General features: G+C 69.0%; 16 protein-coding genes. 9 read left to right on the forward strand and 7 right to left on the reverse strand.

From position 1 onward, the window contains the following. Nucleotides 1-36 precede the first annotated feature (36 nt). Nucleotides 37-2,646: a protein kinase domain-containing protein gene (locus G4D83_RS47130; RefSeq protein WP_163869800.1), complete on the forward strand. Its 2,610-nt coding sequence runs from the start codon at nt 37-39 to the stop codon at nt 2,644-2,646. Nucleotides 2,647-2,689: 43 nt separating this feature from the next. Here the strand turns inward: G4D83_RS47130 and G4D83_RS47020 are convergent, their stop codons facing one another. Next, nucleotides 2,690-3,994 carry a tetratricopeptide repeat protein gene (locus G4D83_RS47020; protein WP_163869801.1) on the reverse strand — a complete coding sequence of 435 codons (1,305 nt, stop codon included), beginning with the start codon at nt 3,992-3,994 and terminating at the stop codon, nt 2,690-2,692. Nucleotides 3,995-4,004: 10 nt separating this feature from the next. Continuing rightward, entirely contained in the window at nt 4,005-5,378 is a 1,374-nt protein-coding gene (locus G4D83_RS37930) for a DUF4331 domain-containing protein (RefSeq protein WP_163869802.1), read from the reverse strand. Between the two features lie 232 nt (nt 5,379-5,610). Here G4D83_RS37930 and G4D83_RS37935 point away from each other — a divergent pair, with 232 nt between their 5' ends. Then, nucleotides 5,611-7,767, forward strand: coding sequence for an alpha-amylase family glycosyl hydrolase (locus G4D83_RS37935; RefSeq protein WP_163869803.1), 2,157 nt, complete (start codon nt 5,611-5,613; stop codon nt 7,765-7,767). A 60-nt stretch (nt 7,768-7,827) separates the two neighbouring features. On the opposite strand, the gene G4D83_RS37940 is transcribed toward G4D83_RS37935, so the two are convergent. Further along, on the reverse strand, nt 7,828-8,040 hold the full coding sequence (locus tag G4D83_RS37940; RefSeq protein ID WP_141648720.1) for a hypothetical protein: 213 nt from the start codon (nt 8,038-8,040) through the stop codon (nt 7,828-7,830). 225 nt (nt 8,041-8,265) lie between these two features. On the opposite strand from G4D83_RS37940, the gene G4D83_RS37945 reads away from it, so the two are divergent. Next, entirely contained in the window at nt 8,266-8,541 is a 276-nt protein-coding gene (locus G4D83_RS37945) for a hypothetical protein (protein ID WP_046713894.1), read from the forward strand. A gap of 62 nt (nt 8,542-8,603) precedes the next feature. Beyond that, nucleotides 8,604-9,356, forward strand: a complete 753-nt coding sequence (locus tag G4D83_RS37950) for a PHP-associated domain-containing protein (protein WP_163869804.1) — start codon at nt 8,604-8,606, stop codon at nt 9,354-9,356. Nucleotides 9,357-9,372: 16 nt separating this feature from the next. On the opposite strand, the gene G4D83_RS37955 is transcribed toward G4D83_RS37950, so the two are convergent. From G4D83_RS37955 to G4D83_RS37965, 3 genes are all read right to left on the reverse strand, one after another. Next, nucleotides 9,373-10,119, reverse strand: a complete 747-nt coding sequence (locus G4D83_RS37955) for a hypothetical protein (RefSeq protein WP_163869805.1) — start codon at nt 10,117-10,119, stop codon at nt 9,373-9,375. 310 nt (nt 10,120-10,429) lie between these two features. Continuing rightward, nucleotides 10,430-10,774, reverse strand: a complete 345-nt coding sequence (locus tag G4D83_RS37960) for an FmdB family zinc ribbon protein (RefSeq protein ID WP_163869806.1) — start codon at nt 10,772-10,774, stop codon at nt 10,430-10,432. A 15-nt stretch (nt 10,775-10,789) separates the two neighbouring features. Then, the gene (locus G4D83_RS37965; protein ID WP_338041965.1) at nt 10,790-11,974 is read right to left on the reverse strand and encodes a hypothetical protein; all 1,185 of its coding nucleotides are present in this window, start codon (nt 11,972-11,974) and stop codon (nt 10,790-10,792) included. Between the two features lie 405 nt (nt 11,975-12,379). Here G4D83_RS37965 and G4D83_RS37970 point away from each other — a divergent pair, with 405 nt between their 5' ends. The 4 genes from G4D83_RS37970 to G4D83_RS37985 all read left to right on the forward strand — a co-directional run bounded on the left by G4D83_RS37970 (nt 12,380) and on the right by G4D83_RS37985 (nt 15,935). Further along, nucleotides 12,380-12,862, forward strand: coding sequence for a Fur family transcriptional regulator (locus tag G4D83_RS37970; RefSeq protein WP_176437756.1), 483 nt, complete (start codon nt 12,380-12,382; stop codon nt 12,860-12,862). A gap of 1 nt (nt 12,863) precedes the next feature. Beyond that, nucleotides 12,864-13,376, forward strand: a complete 513-nt coding sequence (locus G4D83_RS37975) for a TlpA family protein disulfide reductase (RefSeq protein WP_163869808.1) — start codon at nt 12,864-12,866, stop codon at nt 13,374-13,376. A 112-nt stretch (nt 13,377-13,488) separates the two neighbouring features. Then, nucleotides 13,489-13,770 carry an FtsB family cell division protein gene (locus G4D83_RS37980; RefSeq protein WP_163869809.1) on the forward strand — a complete coding sequence of 94 codons (282 nt, stop codon included), beginning with the start codon at nt 13,489-13,491 and terminating at the stop codon, nt 13,768-13,770. Continuing rightward, the gene (locus G4D83_RS37985; RefSeq protein WP_163869810.1) at nt 13,767-15,935 is read left to right on the forward strand and encodes a sensor domain-containing diguanylate cyclase; all 2,169 of its coding nucleotides are present in this window, start codon (nt 13,767-13,769) and stop codon (nt 15,933-15,935) included. Before G4D83_RS37980 ends, G4D83_RS37985 begins: the two co-directional genes overlap by 4 nt. 72 nt (nt 15,936-16,007) lie before the next feature. On the opposite strand, the gene G4D83_RS37990 is transcribed toward G4D83_RS37985, so the two are convergent. After that, nucleotides 16,008-18,263: a di-heme oxidoreductase family protein gene (locus G4D83_RS37990; protein WP_163869811.1), complete on the reverse strand. Its 2,256-nt coding sequence runs from the start codon at nt 18,261-18,263 to the stop codon at nt 16,008-16,010. Nucleotides 18,264-18,470: 207 nt separating this feature from the next. Between G4D83_RS37990 and G4D83_RS37995 the strand changes: the two genes are divergently transcribed. Then, a complete protein-coding gene (locus G4D83_RS37995) occupies nt 18,471-19,259 on the forward strand; it encodes a class I SAM-dependent methyltransferase (RefSeq protein ID WP_163869812.1) in 789 nt (262 codons plus the stop codon). Nucleotides 19,260-19,309: the final 50 nt, after the last annotated feature.

The following is a 19,309-nucleotide window of genomic DNA, read 5'->3' on the forward strand; positions in this document are numbered from 1 at the left end:
TTTTGATCGGAATCCCCCGCGATACCCTACGCCTCAATGGCGAATGAGCAGCACGCACGGTTTGGCCGGTACGAGCTCCAATCCCGAATCGGCCGGGGGGGGATGGCGGAGACGTGGCGGGCCCAGTTGCTGGGGGCCGCGGGCGTCACCAAGCCAGTCCTCATCAAGAAGGTGTTGCCGGAGTTCGCCAACGACGAGGCGTTCGTCGCCATGTTCATCAGCGAGGCGCGCATCTCCGCCTCGCTGTCCCATGGGGCCATCGCCCAGGTCTTCGACTTCGGGCAGATGGACGGCGATTACTTCCTGGCCATGGAGTACGTGGACGGCCAGCCGCTCAATCGCATCATGAAGCGGGCGCTGCGCTCCAACTTCGCCAGCCTGCCGGTGCCTATCGCCACGTACATCGCGCTGGAGATGTGCCGGGGCCTGCACTATGCGCACACGCGCACGGACGACAAGGGCGAGCCCCTGCACATCGTCCACCGCGACATCTCTCCGGACAACGTCCTCGTCAGCTACGAGGGCCAGGTCAAGATCGTCGACTTCGGCATCGCCAAGGCGCGCTCGCTGCGCAGCTTCGACACCGCGCCGGGCGTGGTGAAGGGCAAGTACCTGTTCTTCTCGCCGGAGCAGGCGAGAGGCGAAGAGGTGGACGCGCGCACGGATGTCTGGGCCACGGCGGTGGTGCTGTTCGAGATGGTGTGCGGCCGGCTCCCGTTGGAGGGGCCGGAGTACGTGGTGATGCACAAGCTGCACACGCGCCAGCCCTTGCCGCGTCCGCGCGATATCAAACCGGACCTGCCGGTGCGACTGGAGGCCATCCTCCAGAAGGCGCTCGCGGTGCGGAAGGAGGACCGCTTCGAGTCCGCCCATGCCTTCGGCGATGCGCTGGCGGGATTCCTCTTCAAGGCGGCGCCGCGCTTCTCCGCGATGTCCGCGGCCTATCTCCTGCGGGAGCTGTTCCGTCCCGACCTGACGGAGCTGGGCAAGGACACCAAGGTGCCGCCGTCGTTCGTGGAGGAGCTGTCCGTCTGGCGCGCCACCACGAGCCTGCTGCCCAAGCCCACGGAGCTGTCCACCCCGGAGCTGCGCACGGAGCCGACGACGCTGGAGAGCGAGCCGGGGGACCTGCCGGACGGAGGAGAAGGCGCGGCGCTGGACGCGGACGAGGAGGAGGACGGCAACTCTCCGGACCGGGGAGGCTTCTTCGAGAACAGCTTCCGCATCTCCACGCACCACGTCGTGGTGACGGTGGGACTGCTGATGCTCGCGGGCCTGTTCTGGTCGTCCTTCGACAAGCTCAAGGCGGACTGGATGCCTCCCGAGCCGAAGGCCACCGGGCCTGTCAGGCCGCCGCTTCCCACGCAGCAGATCAAGGTCGCCGACGACCACCGCGCGCCGAACGGGGCCCCAGCCCAGCCCGTGCAGGAGCCGGCTTCGAGCAAGCCCTCCGGGGGCATGGATTCAGTGCATCTGCCGCTCGCGTCGTTCCGGCTGGAGGCTCGGAAGCACGTCTTCGGGGTGTCCTCCGGGCGCGCTGCGCTCGGGGCGTTGGATCCACAGGTGACGTACCGCATCTCCGAGTCGGGCCTCCTGTCTCCGGCGGATCGCGGCAAGCCCATGCCGAGCATCTTCTTCCTGCTGTCGGGGAAGGACGTCGCGGCGGACGCGGCGGTGGGACTGGTGACGCGCAGGCCAGAGCCGTTCCGAGGCGCCTCGGCGGTGATGTTCTTCACGGTGGGCGCGCCCACGCCGCAGGACGATCTGCCCGAGCGCATCGTCACGGTGCTGAACACCCGGACGAATGAAGAGCGCCGTCACACCATCCACCTGGAGTGGATGACCACGGACTTGAGCCGGAGTCTCTTCGTCGATGGGTTGAACCCGATGGAGGTCTACACGCTGACGCTGGAGCAGGTGGAGGGGGGAGCCTTCACCCGAGGAAGGGCCCAGGGCCCGGTGGTGACGGTGGCGTGCGTGCAGCAGGTGTCCGTGGAGCGGGATGGTCCGGGCACACCTCCCGCCCGGGCGCAGCGCTTCCTGCTGACTCGGGGCGAGGACATGAAGATCAGCGGCATTCATGGGCTCTACTGCGGGTTCATCGACGACGACCCGTCCGACAATCAGGGCGCGGTGGAGATCCGCATCGAAACGGCGCGGGAGCGGGAGGAGCGAGACAAGAGGGAGCGCGAAGAGGCCGCGACCGCGCAGGGCTCCGAGGAGACCATCCTGGAGCCCACCGATGCGGGGACTCGCCCCGCGGGCACGGGGCCGACGACGGTTCCCTCCAAGGTGACGACCGGCAAGCCACCGCCTCGACAGCCGGACCCGGTGGTGGCGCCGGACGAACCGCCCGACGCGAGCCGGGGGGACGTGGCGCTCCTGCAGGCGAAGAACCTGTTCAAGGCGAAGCAGTACGACGCCGCGAGGACGCGAGCGCGCGAGTGCGTCGCGATGGAGCCGGAGAACCTCGAGTGCCACCTGTTCCTGGGCTCGGTGGCGGCCAAGCTCGGGCGCAAGGAGGAGGGCGCGAAGCACTACCGCCTCTTCCTCGACCTGGCCCCGTCGTCCCATCCGCATGCGAGCGCGGTGATCAGGGCCCTGGAGGAGTACGAGTCCATGCGGAGCACACCCACGCAGCCGTAGGGAGCGCACCGGCTCGGAGGCCTGGACGCGCGGTCGCCGCGGCTCACTCCATGCGCTGGCCCTGGGCGCTGACGGTTCCCGAGGGAGGTGCCATCGCCCCGAGCAGCTCCCGGGCGCGCTCCGCCTGTCTCGGTGGAAGCGGAGGGAAGCCCCGCAGCGCCGCGTCCAGGTGAAGCCGGGCACCGTCCCGCTCGCCACTCGCCGAGGCGACGAGCCCCGCGACGTACTCCAACCTCGCGTGGCGTGTCCCCAGGCTCAGCGCGGCTTGCATCAGGGGCCGGGCCTCTTCCACCTTGCCCGCGCTGACGAGCGCATAGGCCAGCACCGCTTGCGTGAAGACATCCCGCCTGCGCGTCAGCTCACGCCGGGCGAGTTCCTCCGCCTGGGCCACATCCCGTCCCAGGTCCAGCAGCAGTCGCGCCTGTTCGCGGCCATCCTGGGCCGTGTCCTGGAGCGCCAGGACGTATTCCGCCTGGGCCTCCCGCTCGCGTCCCGCCGCCGAGAGCGCATCCGCCAGGAAGGCCCGGTGCCCCGCCTGAGGCCGCGCCGTCATCGCCGCCCGGTAGGCCTCGACGGCCGCGTCGGCCTGGCCTCGGGCGCGCAGGACATGGCCGCGTCCCGCGTGGGCCCGATCCAACTCCGGTGCATGGGTGAGCGCGACGGTGAAGTACTCGAAGGCCGTGTCCGGTTCGCCCTTCGCGAGGTACGCATCACCCAGCTCACACAGCGCCCGGGCCACCGTGTCTCCATCGCGAGGGTCCGCCGACGTCGCCGCGAGCTTGAGCACGGAGATGGCCCCGTCCACGTCCCCTCGCAGGAGACGCAGATATCCCACGCGGGTGTACGTGGCATGCGAGGGCTTCAGGTCCATCATCCGCGCATAGGCCGCCTCGCCCTCGTCGTAGCGCCCCAGCTCCAGTTCGGCGTCTCCGAGCAGTCCCTGGAAGAAGGCGTCGTGCGGGTACTGCTCCGTCAACCGCAGCGCGGCGTCGCGGAGGTCCTTGAACTGGTGGTCATGGTGGAGCAGCAGCAGCTCCACCTTGAGCGCATCCACGCGCTCGGGGTCCGCCAGCAACGCGCGCCGGGCCGCGACGCGCGCGTGCATCAGGTGCCGGGGATCCGCCGAGCGCAGCCCCTCTCGCATCCACTCCGTGGCGAGGCGTGCCTGCGCCGGAGCGTCGTCCGGCGGGGCCTCTCGCTGCATCCGGGCCAGTCGCTCCAGCGTGGATTCACGAGCCCGCGGGCCCGACGAATCCGGGCGCGCGGGAGCCAGCCACCACCGTGTGAGCCCGCCCACGGAGATCGCCACCACCGCGACGCCGAGGGCGAGCAATTGTCGAGAGGCCATGGCGCGGGGCTCAGGGGTTCGGATCGCCGGAGTGGGGCGGGGCTACATACGGGAAGGTGGTGAGGAACGCCTTGTCGTTGGCCGCCACACCGTCGCTGAGCCCGCTGGCCGCCGCCGCGAACGTGCCACCGCCGTCCGGAAGGATGGCGGGCCCGCCATCCGCGAACGTCGTGAAGAAGGCCCCGCCCACGGCCTTGAGCGCCACGTCCGTCACATCGTCGGTGAGCAGTCGACCATTCGGGTACGAGGAGTCCATGCCGGTGTTGATGTGCAGCATCTCGCCGGTGGGCTTGCCCTGGGTGTTGCGGGTGTAGATGGTGGCCAGGTCCGTGCGCGGCCCGGGTGGGGCCAGGGGGATGAAGCCCTTGGCCTGGAGGAGCTGGGGCAGCTCCGGGTTGGTGACGATGGCGACGATGGTGGGCGTGGCCAGGTCGTTCTGCGGCTTGGAGGCGTTGAAGAAGTCCTTGAACTTCAGGGGGACGACCACCTCGTTCACCAGGGGATTGCCCAACCGGGACACCTGCACCCAGGCGCCGCTCGTGTCCACGCCGCCATCCGCTCGGCGCGTGGTGACCTTCTGCCGGCTGGACGTGGTCCAGATGCCCAGGTGCGGGGAGCTGAACTCCGTCAGCGGCAGCTCGATGATGAGCGACAGCACGTTCAGCCCCGCCAGGTCATCGCGGTTCGGCTTGCCGTCGTAGTTGAGGAAGTCGAACGTCTTCGAGAGGTTGACGAAGAACGGGTCGTCCCGGGGGCCCGTGAAGACCTTGTACTTGGCCGCGGTGCCCAGGCCCGTCTGGATGGCGCTCTGGGTGATGGGGTCCAACGTGGAGCCCGTCGCCGTCTGCGGATAGGCCGGCGTCGTCAGCCGCCCCACGTTGTTGGGCGCCACCGGCGCATCCTTGACGATGACCTGGTTCGAGCCGCCCACCACCTTGGTGAGCGTGTACGTCTGGTAGCGGAGGATCTCCGGCGACGTGGCCGTCTTCACGCCCGCGAAGGCGTACAGGAAGGAGTCCTTGTACGCGTCATAGCCGGCCACCACGCCCACCGAGGGCAGGGGGCTCTGGCGAATCTGCGTGCGGAAGCGGAACTGGTAGCGGATGTCCGGAGCGCCGTCTCCCGTCTGGTCGATATTGATTTCGTAGAGGACGTTGTCGTCGAACAGGTAGAAGTTGGGGCCGCCGTAGGGAAGGCCGAAGGGCGAGTAGTTCGCCACCAGCACCAGGTTGCCCCCCTGTTTCCAGGCGTACATGTCCGTCCCGTCCGCCGCCGGGTCGTTGCTGATGAGCGGAGCCTCCCGATGGCTGGACGCCACCGCGACGCTGGCTGCGAGGAACAGCGGTACCGCGAGGAGACGCCACGCTGAATGGGGAGTTCTCATGCGTTTTCCTGTGAAGGGGAATCGCGAGCGCGGGTGCGGGACGAGACTGCGGGCTCGGTCGCCTGGGGGAGCCCTGAGTACCCAGCAGGTTGGGCTGGTGACTCCTGTCCCAAGGTACGAGGTGCCCTCCAGTGTCCACTGGGGGTCAACTCGGATTGTGATGCAGTGAGTCAAAAAGGTGTCGGTGGGGGGGTTGGAAAAGCGGAGGGGCCTCCCGTAGAAAGGCAGCCGCATGACGCACTCCCGCATCGTCCGTTCGCTCGCGCTTCCGGTGTTGCTCCTCTCCGCGGCCTGCGGTGACTCCGAGGACTCCATTCCCGTCCGGACCTGTGAGGTGACGCTGACGTACGCGCCACAGCAGTCGCTCCAGGGCACGGTGTCCCTCACCGGCGAATGGAATGGTTTCGCCAACAACCCCGTGGCCATGAAGGACCGGGGTGACGGCGTGTTCACCGCGCGCGTGGAAGGCCTGGAGCCGCGCGACTACGGCTACCGCTTCGTCGTGGGCAAGCAGGAGCTGATGGATCCGCAGAATCCATACTCCCGCTGGGTGCGCACGGAGGAGTACTCGCGCCTGACGGTGCCGGACTGCCGGCAGCCGGTGTTGGAGCTGCGGCGCTTCGTGGCCACGTCCGAGGGTGCGCTGGACGTCGACGTGGCGTACGTCGATGGGACGGACGAGGTGGGGCCGGACACCGACAAGGTGACGCTGTCGCTGGACGGAGAAGTCAGACAGGGCGCCTTCGACGCGAAGACGGGGCGCCTGCGGTTGCAGGTGGCGGGACTGGCCCAGGGCAAGCACCACGTGAAGGTGGTGGCCATGGACGCGTCCGGCCGCGCCGCGGAGCCGCTCTACCTGCCGTTCTGGGTGGAGCCCCAGAAGTTCCGGTGGGAGTCGGGGCTGATGTACTTCGCCTTCACGGACCGCTTCCTCAACGCGCGCTCGGAGAACGACGGCGCCGTGGCGGACGTGGACCCCATCGCCAACTACCAGGGCGGCGACTTCGCCGGCATCACCCAGAAGATTGAAGACGGCTACTTCGACGCGCTCGGCGTGCGCACCCTGTGGATCTCCCCGGTGGACCAGAACCCCGAGGGGCGCTTCATCGGCACGGGTGGCAAGTACTACGCCGGCTACCACGGCTACTGGCCCTCGGCGCCGCGCACCACGCAGCACCGCTTCGGTTCCATCGACGAGCTGCGCGCCCTCACCGCCGCGGCCCACGCCAGGGGCATCCGCGTCATCGCCGACCTGGTGCTCAACCACGTCCACCAGGAGCACCCGTACTGGGTCAACCACCGCAACGACGACTGGTTCAACACCTCCGCCAGCTGCGTGTGCGGCACCCAGGATTGTGACTGGGAAGAGAAGCGGCTGACCTGCAAGTTCACCGACTACCTGCCGGACTTCAACTGGCGCTCGTCGAACATGGTGGACCGGTTCATCGACGACACGCTGTGGTGGCTGGAGGCGGCGGACTTCGACGGCTTCCGCATGGACGCCGTGAAGCACATGGACCAGGTGGCGGGCCGCACCCTGCGTGGTCGCCTGCGCGACATCACCGCGATGACGGGCACCGAGTTCTACCTGGTGGGAGAGACCTTCGTCGGCGCGGATGGCCGCTCGCAGATCGCCCGCTACATCAGCCCGCGCGAGCTGGATGGCCAGTTCGACTTCCCCCTGTACTGGCCGGTGCGCGAGGCGTTCGCGGACGGCCAGGGCCTGGAGCGCGTGGACCAGGCGGTGCGGGAGAACGAGGTCTTCTACGCGCCGGGCACCATCAACTCGCCCTTCATCGGCAACCACGACGTGGCGCGCTTCATCTCCCAGGCGGCGAAGCAGTTGGACGGGGAGGGGGGAGACCCCTGGAGCAGCTCCCGCCCGTCGGCGACGGTGACGGACGCGGCGGCCTTCGAGAAGGCGAAGTTCGCCTTCACCTTCGTGCTGACGCAGCCGGGCGTGCCGCTCGTCTATTACGGCGACGAGGTGGGCCTGCCGGGCGCGGGAGACCCCGACAACCGCCGGCTGATGCGCTTCGGCTCCACGCTCACCCCGCTGGAGGCGGAATTGCTCACCGTCGTCCAGAAGCTGGGGCAGGCGCGCCGCGCCCATCCCGCGCTCCAGACGGGAGCCCGGGACACGCTGCGGATTGAAAGGGACTTGTACGTCTTCCAGCGCTCGCTGCCGGACGGGCAGGGCGCGATCATCGCCATCAACCGGAGCGACGTGGAGCGTCCGCTGGTGGTGGAGCCCCTGGGGAGCCTGGCGGCGAGCAGCGCCACCTACGCGGACGTCTTCAGTGGCCGCACGCTCCAGCTCGCCGGGACGGAGACCCAGATGGTGATCCCGCCGCGCAGCGTCGCCGTGTACGTGCCTGCCGCTGAGTAGTGCTCCCGCGGAGTCAAGGGAAGGGGAGGAGCCGCCCCCTTCCCACCGCGGCCCCGCGAACTACGGCTGCTGCGGGGGAGGCTGCTGCGCCGTCTTGTGCTTGTAGAAGAGCACGAGGGTGTAGCAGTGGAATTCGTTGTCGGACGACTGGGCCACCACGCGATCCACGATCTCCAGATCCGAGTTGCTCTTCATCCAACGGGTGACGTTCTCACCCAGCTCCTCGCGCTCCTTCGCCTTGGTGGCGGAGAAGACCTTCACGCCCGTGAACATCGCCTGCCACTCCTTGTGCGGTCCCGACTCAGGACAAGGGGCCATCCTCGCACGGCGTGTTCGGAGGTGTCAAAAACCCGGCTTCCTGGAGGCCAGGCCGGCGCGGGCCTCGCGACGGGGGTTTGCACGCGAAAGCGCATGCTTAGTTTGCTCAAGTCGCACCCGTTTGGGGGCGCTCGAGGCAGGGGCCACGAGTGGCGGCGTGTTGGGGAAGGGGGCAGGCCCGTGGACGTGAAGACCAAGAAGGATCTGGCGGTTGATTTCATCAACACCATCCGGACGATGGAGCCCACCGCGCTGAACGCGCTCATCGTCAAGGAGGCGGGGGAGGAGCTGGCGCAGTTCTTCCTGAACTACAGCGCCAATCTCATCTCCAAGGACCCGTCCCGGGTGCTGGAGAACACGTCCTCGCTGATGCTGATGGGGTACCTCATCCGCACCTACGAGGAGAAGAACACGCAGGCCAAGCAGGGGACCTTCCAGTCCTACGCCTTCGCCTGAGGGACGCAGGGGGGCAGCGCGGGCTCGACAGGCCCTGGGGAGCCTGTTAGGGAGCGGCGCCCATGCTCATCGACCTGCACGCCCATTCCCACCTGTCCAAGGGGTGCGAGTTGGACCCTCGCGCCGTGTTGGAAAGGGCCGCGCTGTTCGGCCTGGACGGGGTGGCCTTCACGGAGACCAATACCCAGGACGGCTGTGACGAGCTGTTCGAGATTGGCGCCAAGTCGAAGGTGAAGGTGTTCGTCGGGCTGGAGCTGGTGACGGACCGCGGCCAATACCTGTGCTTCTTCCCGAAGCCGGAGCTGGCCCCGGAGCCCGTGCAGATGTGGGGCAGCAACCGCGAGAAGCCCTGGAGCGCGGCGGAGTGTCTGCCCAAGGTGAAGGGGATGGGCGCCGCCATCATCGCGGCGCGGCCCTTCGACAGGGATTCGCCCAACCCGGCCATGGACTTCGTGCGCTCGCTCACCGTGCTGAGCGCCGTGGAGGGCTACAACGCCCGGGTGAAGCAGACCGCCAATGACCTGGCCGTGGAGGCCGCCGAGGCGCTCAAGCTGCCCTGCACCGGTGGCAGCGACGTGCGCGGCTCCCTGGACGAGATGGGTCGCGGCGCCACGTTCTTCAAGAACCCCGTGACGACGCAGGCCCAGTTGGTGGCCGAGCTGCTCAAGGGCGAGTTCTGGCCGGTGATGGCCGGTGAGCTGCCCCGCCTCACGCGCCCCGGCGAGGCCCAGGCGGCTCGCAAGCAGGGCGGCGGGGGTGGTGGCGGTGGTGGTGGCAAGCGCCGCCGCGGTGGTGGCGGCGGCGGTCGCCGGTAGTCGTTCAAAGCGGGCGCTACGGCAGGACGGAGGCGCCCGCCTCCTCGGCGCGAGCCAGGCGGCCATCCGAGATGAAGGCCTTGCGACGGCCTCCCGGATAGGTCCACTCCTCGTTCTTCGCGGTGCCCTCCAGCGTGCGCCGCACCAGCTCCGGCGGCCCCCAGGCCATGCGCACGGCGTCCGCGGACATGTTGGCCACCAGACGCTTCTCCTTCACGGCGTCGCGCACGGGCGGCGCCAGGGCCTCCAACTGGGCCTTGGGATTCTGGGGCGTGAGGTACTTCTCCACCTCCGCGCGGAAGTCGTTGGGCTGCTCCAGGTTGGGCGGCAGCACCAGCACGAGGGGCGGCGCGTCCGGCTTGCCGTCCTCGGCCAGGTAGATCCACGGCCAGGTGCGCGGCGTGTAGAGGACGCGCTCGGCCACCACCCACGCGGTGGGGAACTCCACCTTGGTGATGCGCAGCTTCGTGCCCACGGGCAGGGTGCGCTCCACGGCGCCGGGGTTGATGGGCTTGCCCTTGCTGTCATCCAGGAGGCGCACGTCGTCCGGCGCATAGGGCGTGAGCAGCCGCTTGGAGCCGTCCCCGAAGAAGGGGGTGACGTTGCCGGAGACGCGCAGGTACTGCTCCGCCTCCGGGCCGGTGAGCGTGCGTTGGAGCGACGCGCGGGCGTCCGGCGCCATGCGGGTGTAGTTGCCACAGCCGACCGCGACCGCGGCCAGCACGAGGAGGGACAGCGAGGAGAAGGGGTGTCGGGCGAGCATCGGGGCACCTTCCGCGACAGGGCGCGCGGGAAGTGCCTTGCTTAGCTCAGCGTGATGCCTGCGTCAGCGTCGTCGCGGCGGAGGCTTCCCGCTTGCCGCCACGGCAGCCTCGCTGTGGCGGACACACGGGCCCCCGGCCATGCGGGTCCGGCACCAACAGGAAGCGGCCGAGCCCTCGCGTATCCGTGAGCTCCGGGTGACCGCACAGAGCGCATTGGCGGGGAGGACGCTTGGAGGGGGGGAAGGGCACGGGGAGCGAGTGTGCGTCGCTCCCGGACCCCGCGCGAATTTTCCGCCCCTCCGCGTCCGACTACTTCTTGTCGCTCGAGGCCGCGGCCGGCGCGGGGGCGCTGCTCGGCGCCGCGGCGGCGGGCGTCGACGACGTGCCGCTGCTCGAGGAGCTCGATGAAGACGAGGAGCCGCTGGAACCCGAGGTGCTCGAGGAGGAGGACGAGGAGCCGTCCTTCTTCGTGGAGCTGTACAGGTCCGAGTACCAGCCACCGCCCTTGAGGACGAAGCTGGAGCGGCTGAGCATCTTGGTCAGCGGACCCTCGGCGCCGCACGTGGCGCACACGGCGGGCGGCGGGTCGGAGAACTTCTGCAGCACGTCGATGACTTTTCCACAGCTCTGACAGGCGTACTCGTAGATGGGCATGGTCGCGGTGCCTCTTCAGGGAGTTGAGGGGGGAGCGCCGGGGTAGAGCTGCTTGCGCAGCCCCTCCGCGAGCCCCAGGCGCTCGATGGCGCGGAAGATGAGCTCCGCGGGCGAGCCGTACTTGCGGCCCACGGAGTCGCAGAGTCCGTGCAGGTCCGTGGCGCCGGGCAGCTCGTCCCGCATCAGCCGCTCCAGGTCCTTGCGGAGCGACTCGTTGAACTTGCGCTGGATGCCCAGGTCCACGAGGTACTTCTCACGGCCCAGCAGATCCAACCGGTGCGTCAGGTGCGAGGTGGCCAGCGCCTCGCGGCGGAAGCGCTCGCGCAGCGCCTCCACGTCCTCGGACAGCCCCACGGAGGCCACCAGCCGCGCCAGCTCCGGCGGACTGACGCCCAGCGCCCAGCCCACCCGGCCCGTGGCGCCACGCTGCTGGGTGTAGGCGTCCAGGACCTGGAGCTTCTCCTTCTCCTTCAGCGCGTCGAGCAGGCCGTGATCGCGCAGCACCGTCTCCAGATCCACGAGCGTCAGGTCGCCGCGCGAGCCGTTGAAGCGGTGGGACATGTTGCGCAGCAGGGCGAAGCGGTGCTCGGAGCCCTCCAGGGAGGCCTCCAGGAGGTCCTTGCCGCCGGCGCGCGTCAGCTCCACGAAGGGCGTGCGGGGTGCCTCCACGCGGGTGAAGCGGCCCCGGGGACGGGGAAGGTCGCGACGCAGGAAGCTGGGCCCGTCATCCAGGGTCTGAAGCTCCTGCTCGGAGGGCGAGGTCGTCTCCTCGTCCACCAGGGTGGAGCGCTTCTTCGGAGCGATGCGCTCCTGGACGGTGGCCTCCTCGGCCGCCTTGGAGCCCTTCTTCGCCTTGCCGGAGGACTCGGCGGGCTTCGTGGCGGGCAGGGCGAAGGAGGGGATGGAAGGGTCCGCGGCCGGGGCGGGCTTGGGGGTCTTCTCCTCCCGCACGTAGGCCAGCTCGCGGGCCACGTCGTAGTAGCCACAGCTCTGACGCTGGGCGGCAACGGCGGGGGCGGTACCTCGGAGGATGTCCACGACGGCGAAGGGCCCCAGGGGGGTGGTCTCCGGCTCGGCGTCGGTGAGGGCCCGGACCCGGAAGTCGTCGTCCTCGAGCAGCAGGGCGAGTGCTTCACGGACTTCGGGAGCGGGTGCCGGCGACTTCGCGCGCCGGCAGAAATCCGAGACGGCAACCGCCACAGGGGTGGGGACGTCGTCGGGCTGTCGTCTTCTCTGCCAGGGGCTGGTCATGGAAAGGTGCGGAAAAATGCTCGTTTACGAGGGCCGATGCCTCTATCTTCGTGGCCAGACAGGTGTCAATGAGCCAGTCCGACTCCATTCTAAACAGTCAGCGGCTGCTGCAAGCCATGATACGGAGGCCGGCCAGGGGAGGGAGCGCTCCTTGACGCCGGCCGCTGGCGTTGCGGGCCGCGGAGGCGGGGGGTATCAGATGCCCCGCGTTCGGAGACCAACAGAGGTCGCTGACCGTTTACTTCGAAGATGAGCGGAGCTTGGGGGGGATGGGCGTGGGCGCGCGGTTCCGGGGCGCCGTTACAACAAGGATGAGAGGGCCAGTGCAGGGTTGGCCCCCTACCGAGGGATTTCATGCAGGGCCACGACCACGACCACGACGAAATCAAGGACAAGGACGAGGTGCTCGCCCGCTACATGGCCCAGCATGGGCTGAAGAGCACGCGTCAGCGCAGCCTCATCATCGACACCTTCTTCGCGGTGGGGGGCCACCTGTCCGTCGAAGAGCTGTGGAACAAGGTGCGGGCGCAGGACGCGAAGGTCTCCGTGGCGACGGTGTACCGGACCATGAAGCTGCTCAATGAGTGCGGCCTTGCCCACGCCCGGAACTTCGGCGACGGCCAGACGCGCTACGAGGCGGCGGCGGGGAGGGATCACCACGACCACCTCATCTGCACCCGGTGCGGCACCATCGTCGAGTTCGAGAATGATCGCATCGAGACGCTCCAGGACGCGGTGGCCAGGAAGCACGGCTTCACCGTGACGTCGCACAAGATGGAGCTGTACGGCCTGTGCCGGGACTGTCAGCGCGGCCTTCCCGTGGCCTCGGAAGCCTGAGATGGGCGCCGCCGCGCGAGCCCTGGCCTGCCTCGCCCTGCTGACGCTGGCCGGGTGCCGGGGGACGCGGCCGGTGGATGCGGGGCCCGCCTTCCTCCAGTCGCTGGCCCTGCCGTGGGTGGGCCCCACCCCCCACGACGTGCGCAAGCTCCAGGGCAAGGTGGTGCTGGTCTCCTTCTTCGCGACGTGGTGCTTCCCGTGTCTGGCGGAGATGCCGACGCTGGAAGCGCTCCAGCGCGACTATGGCGCCCAGGGGCTTCAGGTGATCTCCGTGGGGATGGACCTGGAGGGCGCCAAGGTGCTCCAGCCCTTCGCCAACCACTACGCGCTCAACTACCCGGTGCTGCTGGCCTCCCCGTGGATCATCGAGGGCCGCAGCCCCTTTGGCCCCATCAAGGGGCTGCCCACCACCGTCCTCTTGGATCGGCGAGGCCGCGCGGTGGCCGGCTGGCAGGGCGTGGAAGGGCATGACGACGTGGCGAAGGCGATCGAGAAGCTCTTGAAGCAGGACTGAGCGCCCCAACTCGCCGGACTTGCGTGGCGCGGCGCGTGCGCGCTCCCGGGTGCTACAGGTCTGGAGCGGATTTCTTGCGAGGGCGAGGCTCGCGGGTATCGTCGCCGCGTTCATGACGGCTCGCGGAAAGCTCCTGGTGGTGGCGGTCGGTGTGGCGGGGGCCTTGAGCCTGCTGTCGGTGGCGGATGCCAAGGGCTTCCGTCGCTACCTCTCCTTGCGACAGGACGTGGATGCGCTCCAGCAGCGCAACTCCTCCCTGTCCGAGCAGAACGAGGCGCTGCGACAGGAGATCGCCGCCTTGCGCAAGGACCCCGCGGCGCTGGAGCGGGCCGTGCGTGAAGAGCTCGGCTATGTGAAGCCGGGCGAGCTCGTCTTTCATCTGGAGTCACCATGACGTCGCTGAGCGCGTTTCCGTCGCCCGGAAGGTTGCTGCGTCATGTCGTGCGGCTGGTTCCCGCCGTCGCGGGGCTGGCCACCTTCCTCCACCTGGCGCGCGGCGGTTTCCGAGGCCTGCACACGCTGGGCTGGCCGGAGGCCGCGCTGGTGTTGTTCCTGCTGGTGGGCATCGCAGTGGCGGCGTGGCGCCGGGCCATGCGCGGCTCGGTGGGCGCCATCATCGACCTGCGGGATGACCTGGAGCTGGGTGGCGGGCTGGTCGCCGCGGGCTTCATCGTCGTGGCCATCGGGGGAGGGGAGCTGTTCCCCATCGTCTACCTCCTGATGGCGTTCCTGGTCGCCTTCCTGCCGCGCAACGCGGGGCTGACGCTCCTGGGCGTGGCGCTGGTGTTCGACGCGCTGGTGACGCTGGGCGGCCCGGTGCCGAACGCGGCGAGCTTCGCGATGCACTCGGCGTTCCTCGTGCTCTTCGCGGGCCTGTACCACCTGGTGCTGGCGTCGCGCATCGCCGTGGCGCGCCGGGCGGAGAACGACGCGGTGCAGAAGCGCATCCGCGAGGTGGAGGAGCGCGCGCGCACCTTCCGCCTGGTCAGCTCCGGCACTGCGGACAGCTTCAGCGGCATGAGCTCGGACGAGAAGTGGCTCGTCGCCTCGGTGAAGGAGATTGAGGGCGCGGTGCACGCGGCGCTGGAGATCGCCGAGACGGGCCTGCGCACCCACACCTGCGCGGCCTTCCTGCTCGCCTCCGACGACCGCAGCCTGAAGCTCTACGACTGCCGCTCCGGCTCCGAGCGCGTGCAGCGCGAGCGGTTCGGCGCGGGCGAGGGCATCATCGGCGGCGTGCTCAAGCGCCGCGCGCCGGTGCGGATGAACTCCGCCCAGGGCCTCAAGGGCGTGACGTACTACGAGGGCAGCGGCCCCCACGTGCAGGCCCTGCTGGCGGTCCCCATCATCGAGGGCAGCGGCCTGGTGCGCGGCGTGCTCGTGGCGGACCGGCTGGGCCATGAGCCGTTCAGCGACCAGGACGAGAAGCTCTTGAGCACCATCGCCGGCGAGGTGCTGCGCTCCATCGAAGTCGAGCGGGTGATGAGCTACATCCGCAAGACGCGCGACGAGAAGGACCGGTTCTTCAAGGCCATCGAGGAGCTCAACCGCGCGGGCAGCCCGGAGCAGGTCTTCGTGGCCGTGCTGGAGAGCACCCGGCAGCTCGCGGGCCTGGACTTCTGCGCGGTGACGCTGGTGTCGGAAGTGGACGGCAAGCGGATGCACCGCGTGGCGCGGATGACGGGCGTGACGGCGCAGGGCAAGGCGCTGGAGGGCCGCTCCTTCCCGGACAACAACGGGCTGGTGGCGAACGTGGTGCGCTACGGCGCGCCGCTGCCGGGACGAGACCTGAAGGCCATGGACCGCCAGGTCATCTTCGATGACGAGACGCAGATTCGCGGCCTGGGCGCGCTGAAGATCTTCCCGCTGGTGGCGGGCGACCGCATCCTGGGCACGCTGGTGGCGGGCTCGCGCAAGAAGGCGAACTTCGAGCAGGACGTGCTGCGGATGATCGAGGTCATCGCCATTCAGGCCGCGCAGGCGGTGCTGCGCGCGCAGCTCTACGAGCAGATGGAGCGGATGGCGACGACGGACGGGCTCACCGGCCTGTTCAACCACCGCACCTTCCAGACGAAGGCGGACGAGATTCTCGCGCAGGCGCGGCGCTACGAGCGCAAGTGCTCCGTCGTCCTCACGGACGTGGACCACTTCAAGAGCGTCAACGACACCTACGGCCACCCGACGGGAGACCAGGTGCTCAAGGGCGTGGCGCGCATCATCAAGTCCATGGCGCGCGACACCGACATCGTGGCGCGCTACGGCGGCGAGGAGTTCGTCATCGTCATGCCGGAGACGGACGCGAAGGGTGCGTTCACCATCTCCGAGCGGATTCGCGAGGCGGTGAAGGCGGAGGTCTTCCAGACGGAGATGGGGCCCCTGCGCATCACCATGTCGCTGGGCATCGCCACCTTCCCGGACCACGGGATGGAGAAGCAGCAGCTCATCGACCTCGCGGACCAGTGCCTCTACCACTCCAAGCGCAACGGCCGGAACCAGTCCGTCACCGTGGCGCAGATGCAGCAGGGTGGCCGGAAGCTCCAGGCGGTGGAGGCCTCGTAGTCCCCCGGCGCGGAGAGCCCCTGTCTTCGGGACTCCCCGAGCCGAAGTCGAACGACCCTGGCGGGTCGACGACTACAGCGACTGGAGGAACTTCAGCATCGCGGCGCGATCCGCGGCGTTCATCGCGGCGAAGGCGTTCTTCGCGGCGTTGCCCTCGCCCCCGTGCCAGAGGATGGCCTCCGTGAGGTTGCGAGCGCGACCGTCATGCAGGTACGCCTCGCCGCCGCTGACGCCGGCCGTCAGGCCGATGCCCCACAAGGGGGGCGTACGCCACTCGGCGCCAGAGGCGATGCCTTCGGGCAGGTTGTCCGCCAGGTCCGCGCCCATGTCGTGCAGGAGCAGGTCCGTGTACGGGCGGATGGTCTGCCCGCGCAGCTCCGCGTTCGGGTGGAAGGCGCTGGTGGTGAGCGAGGCCGTGTGGCACTTCGCGCAGCCCGCGTTGGCGAACAGCGTCTCGCCGCGCAGCGCCGTGGCGTCGCGCAGGTCACGCCGCGCGGGCACGCCGAGCAGCGCGATGTAGCGCACCATCTTGTCCAGGTCCGTGTTGTTCAGCTCCTGGCTCGATCCCGCGCACCCCTGCTGAGAGGGGCCGCAGTCACCCGTGGGGAACACGGCGCTGGTGACGCCGATGTCCCGGTTGAGGGCCTCGGCCACCTGGTGCTTGAGCCGGGCGACGCCGGCCTTCCACCCGAAGCGGCCCAGCCGCGTCTGGCCTGTCTCCGGGTCGACGACGGCCTGCATGCGGCCGGAGATGCCGTCACCGTTGCTGTCGTTCGGGTCGGCGAGCGCCGCGACGGCCGTCTCCGGTACCGCTTCCAGCAGGCCGAGGCCCACGAGCTGCGGGGTGATTCGCGCCGAGTGGTTCGTGGGGATGACGTTGAGGAAGCTGTAGTTGGGCCGGCGCAGCTCGTAGCCCGAGCCGTCCCCGTACTGGCCCGTCCGGGTGGTCCAGCTCGCGATGCGCACGTCCGCCTCCGGAGTGCCGCTGGTGCTGCGCGGCTGGAGACGGAAGCCCAGGAAGGGGTCCGCCGTCACCGTGGAGCCATTCACCCGTCCCACCTTGACGACGTAGTTGCCCAGGGTGGTGTTGACGGCGGGCGGCAGGCCGCGGCCGTTCTGCACGTGGCAGGAGATGCACGAGCGGGAGATGTAGTGGGGCCCCAGCTTGTTCACGGCCGACGACAGGATGGGGTTGCCCGGCTCCGAGTGGCTTCCGTCGCTGAAGTCGGTGTGGTGCAGGCGGCGGCCCTCGACGAAGGGCTGCGCGTTGACGGGCGCCATGTTCAGCGCCATCTGCAGGAACCGGTTCCTCGGCTCGTTGGAGTACGGGTAGTTCAGCGTGGTGCGGCCACCCGACCAGCCCGCCGCGGGCAGGGCGAAGGAGTCGTTGATGGCGCCCTGGCCCTCGAAGGGGACGATTCCCGCGCTGCCCACGATGTAGAGCATGGCGCGGCCGTAGTAGTTGAAACGCCCTTCCACCGGTTGCCGAAGGAAGACGCCGGCTTCAATCTCCATGCGGTCGCCCACGCGGATGGCCCGGCCTTCCTTGGCGTTGAAGTTGACGCTCGCGGTGTAGAGGAAGTCGTTCACCCGCTCGAACGTCCCGTTGTGGAAGTACTCCGCCACGGTGTTGAGGCCGCGGAAGAAGGCGCGGAAGTTCGTGCCGTCGTGCGGATAGACCGTGTGGAGGTTCACCCGGATTTGACTGCCGCCCTTGGCCACCTCGTCGAAGATTTCGAGCCAGAAGGTGCGGTTCTCGAAGTATCGCGCCAGGTAGTGGTCATACGCCTGGTATTGAGACTCGCGAGCGTGCCTGTCACGCACGCGGTCGCCTACGCGGGTGATGAGCGCGGCGGCCGTGTCCTGCGTCGTCGCGGGCTCCAGCGCGGTGCCGCTGTTGAAGAGGGGGATGATGTTGCCGACGTCGGGCGGGGGACCGGCGTCCTGGGGGCCCGGGCCAGCGTCCGGAGTCCCGGTGCCGGCGTCCGGTTGTTGCGGCGTGCCACCCGAGTGCGTATAGCGCGCCCACGCCGTATCAAAGGCGCAGTTACAGGCCACGTCCCAATACGTGAATGAGTAGTCGACGAAATCACCGGTGACGAGACCGCTCACCGTGAACTCGTTGCGGCCGCCGGTGACGACCATCCTCACGTTCTGCTGCAAACCGTTGTTCACCTTGAAGTGGATGTCTGCCCACGACGTGGTGTCGATGAAGAAGATGGCGGACGAGCCAGACGGCTGCGCGCCAGTGGTGGCGGCGCTCGCGGAACTGGCCGCGCAGGCCACCATCAACAATGCCACGGCCACTCCTGTTGCTCTTTTACTCATGCGTGTTCTCCAGGGGGATCCTCCGCATGGTGGCTTCGGCTTTCTCCACCATCCGAAGGAAGTGGAGTGTCAGCCGAGCAGCCAAGAATTCCTATGATGTTCGGAAAATTTATCTACTAGTGATATTTTCCGGACATCCGTGACAGCCCGGACTTGCGTCCTGATGCATTGCGTTGAATCGCGACTGGGGCAGGATGCGCGCCGCTCATGCCCCCCGTACCCCTGGCGGTGACGACCAGCACCAAGGTGGATGCCGCGCTGCTTCATGAAGCGCGAGCCGTGGCGGTGCGGTGGGGGCTGCCGTTCCTGCCGCGTCGCGCGAAGGAGGGCATCGCCCCCTGGCTCGGGACGAAGGTGGAGGCCCTGCTGGTGGTGGGTGGGGATGGGGTGACGCTGTGGGAGCCGGAGGGTTCCTTCGGGTTCCATGCGGGCATGGCGCACCTGCGGCTGATGCGCCTGCGGGCGGGGGAGCCGGACACCTTCGTGCGCGTGGCGGAGCTGCGTGCGGGGGACTCGGTGTTGGACTGCACGCTGGGCCTCGGTCAGGACGCGCTGGTGGCCTCACTGGCGGTGGGGCCGCCGGGACGCGTCGTCGGACTGGAGAAGAGCCTCGCGCTGTGCGTGGTGGCGGGGGAGGGGCTGCATCGGTACGAGCGCGGGGCTGACTCGTGCGCGGTGGAGGTGGTGCACGCGGACGCGCGCGAATACCTCAAGACGGTGCCGTCGGATTCCTTCGACGTGGTGTTCTTCGACCCGATGTTCGCCAAGCCGAAGAAGGCCCAGCCCGCGTTCGAGGTGCTGCGTCGCTTCGCGGAGCACGCTCCGCTGTCGGCGGAGACGTTGGAAGAGGGCCGCCGGGTGGCGCGCCGGTGGGTGGTGGTGAAGGGCGCGCGCTACACGGATGACCTGCGCAAGCTCGGACTCACTCCGGAGCCGCTGTCGCGCTTCTCCGATGTCGCCTGGGGGCGCGTGGCCGCGCATCCCCAGGCGAAGTAGTCGTTGCGCATTGCAACGGTGGGCCGTCCCTGTTTTCCCGGGCCCGCGCC

Origin of the sequence: Myxococcus eversor, assembly GCF_010894455.1 — a bacterium.
Taxonomy (GTDB): domain Bacteria; phylum Myxococcota; class Myxococcia; order Myxococcales; family Myxococcaceae; genus Myxococcus; species Myxococcus eversor.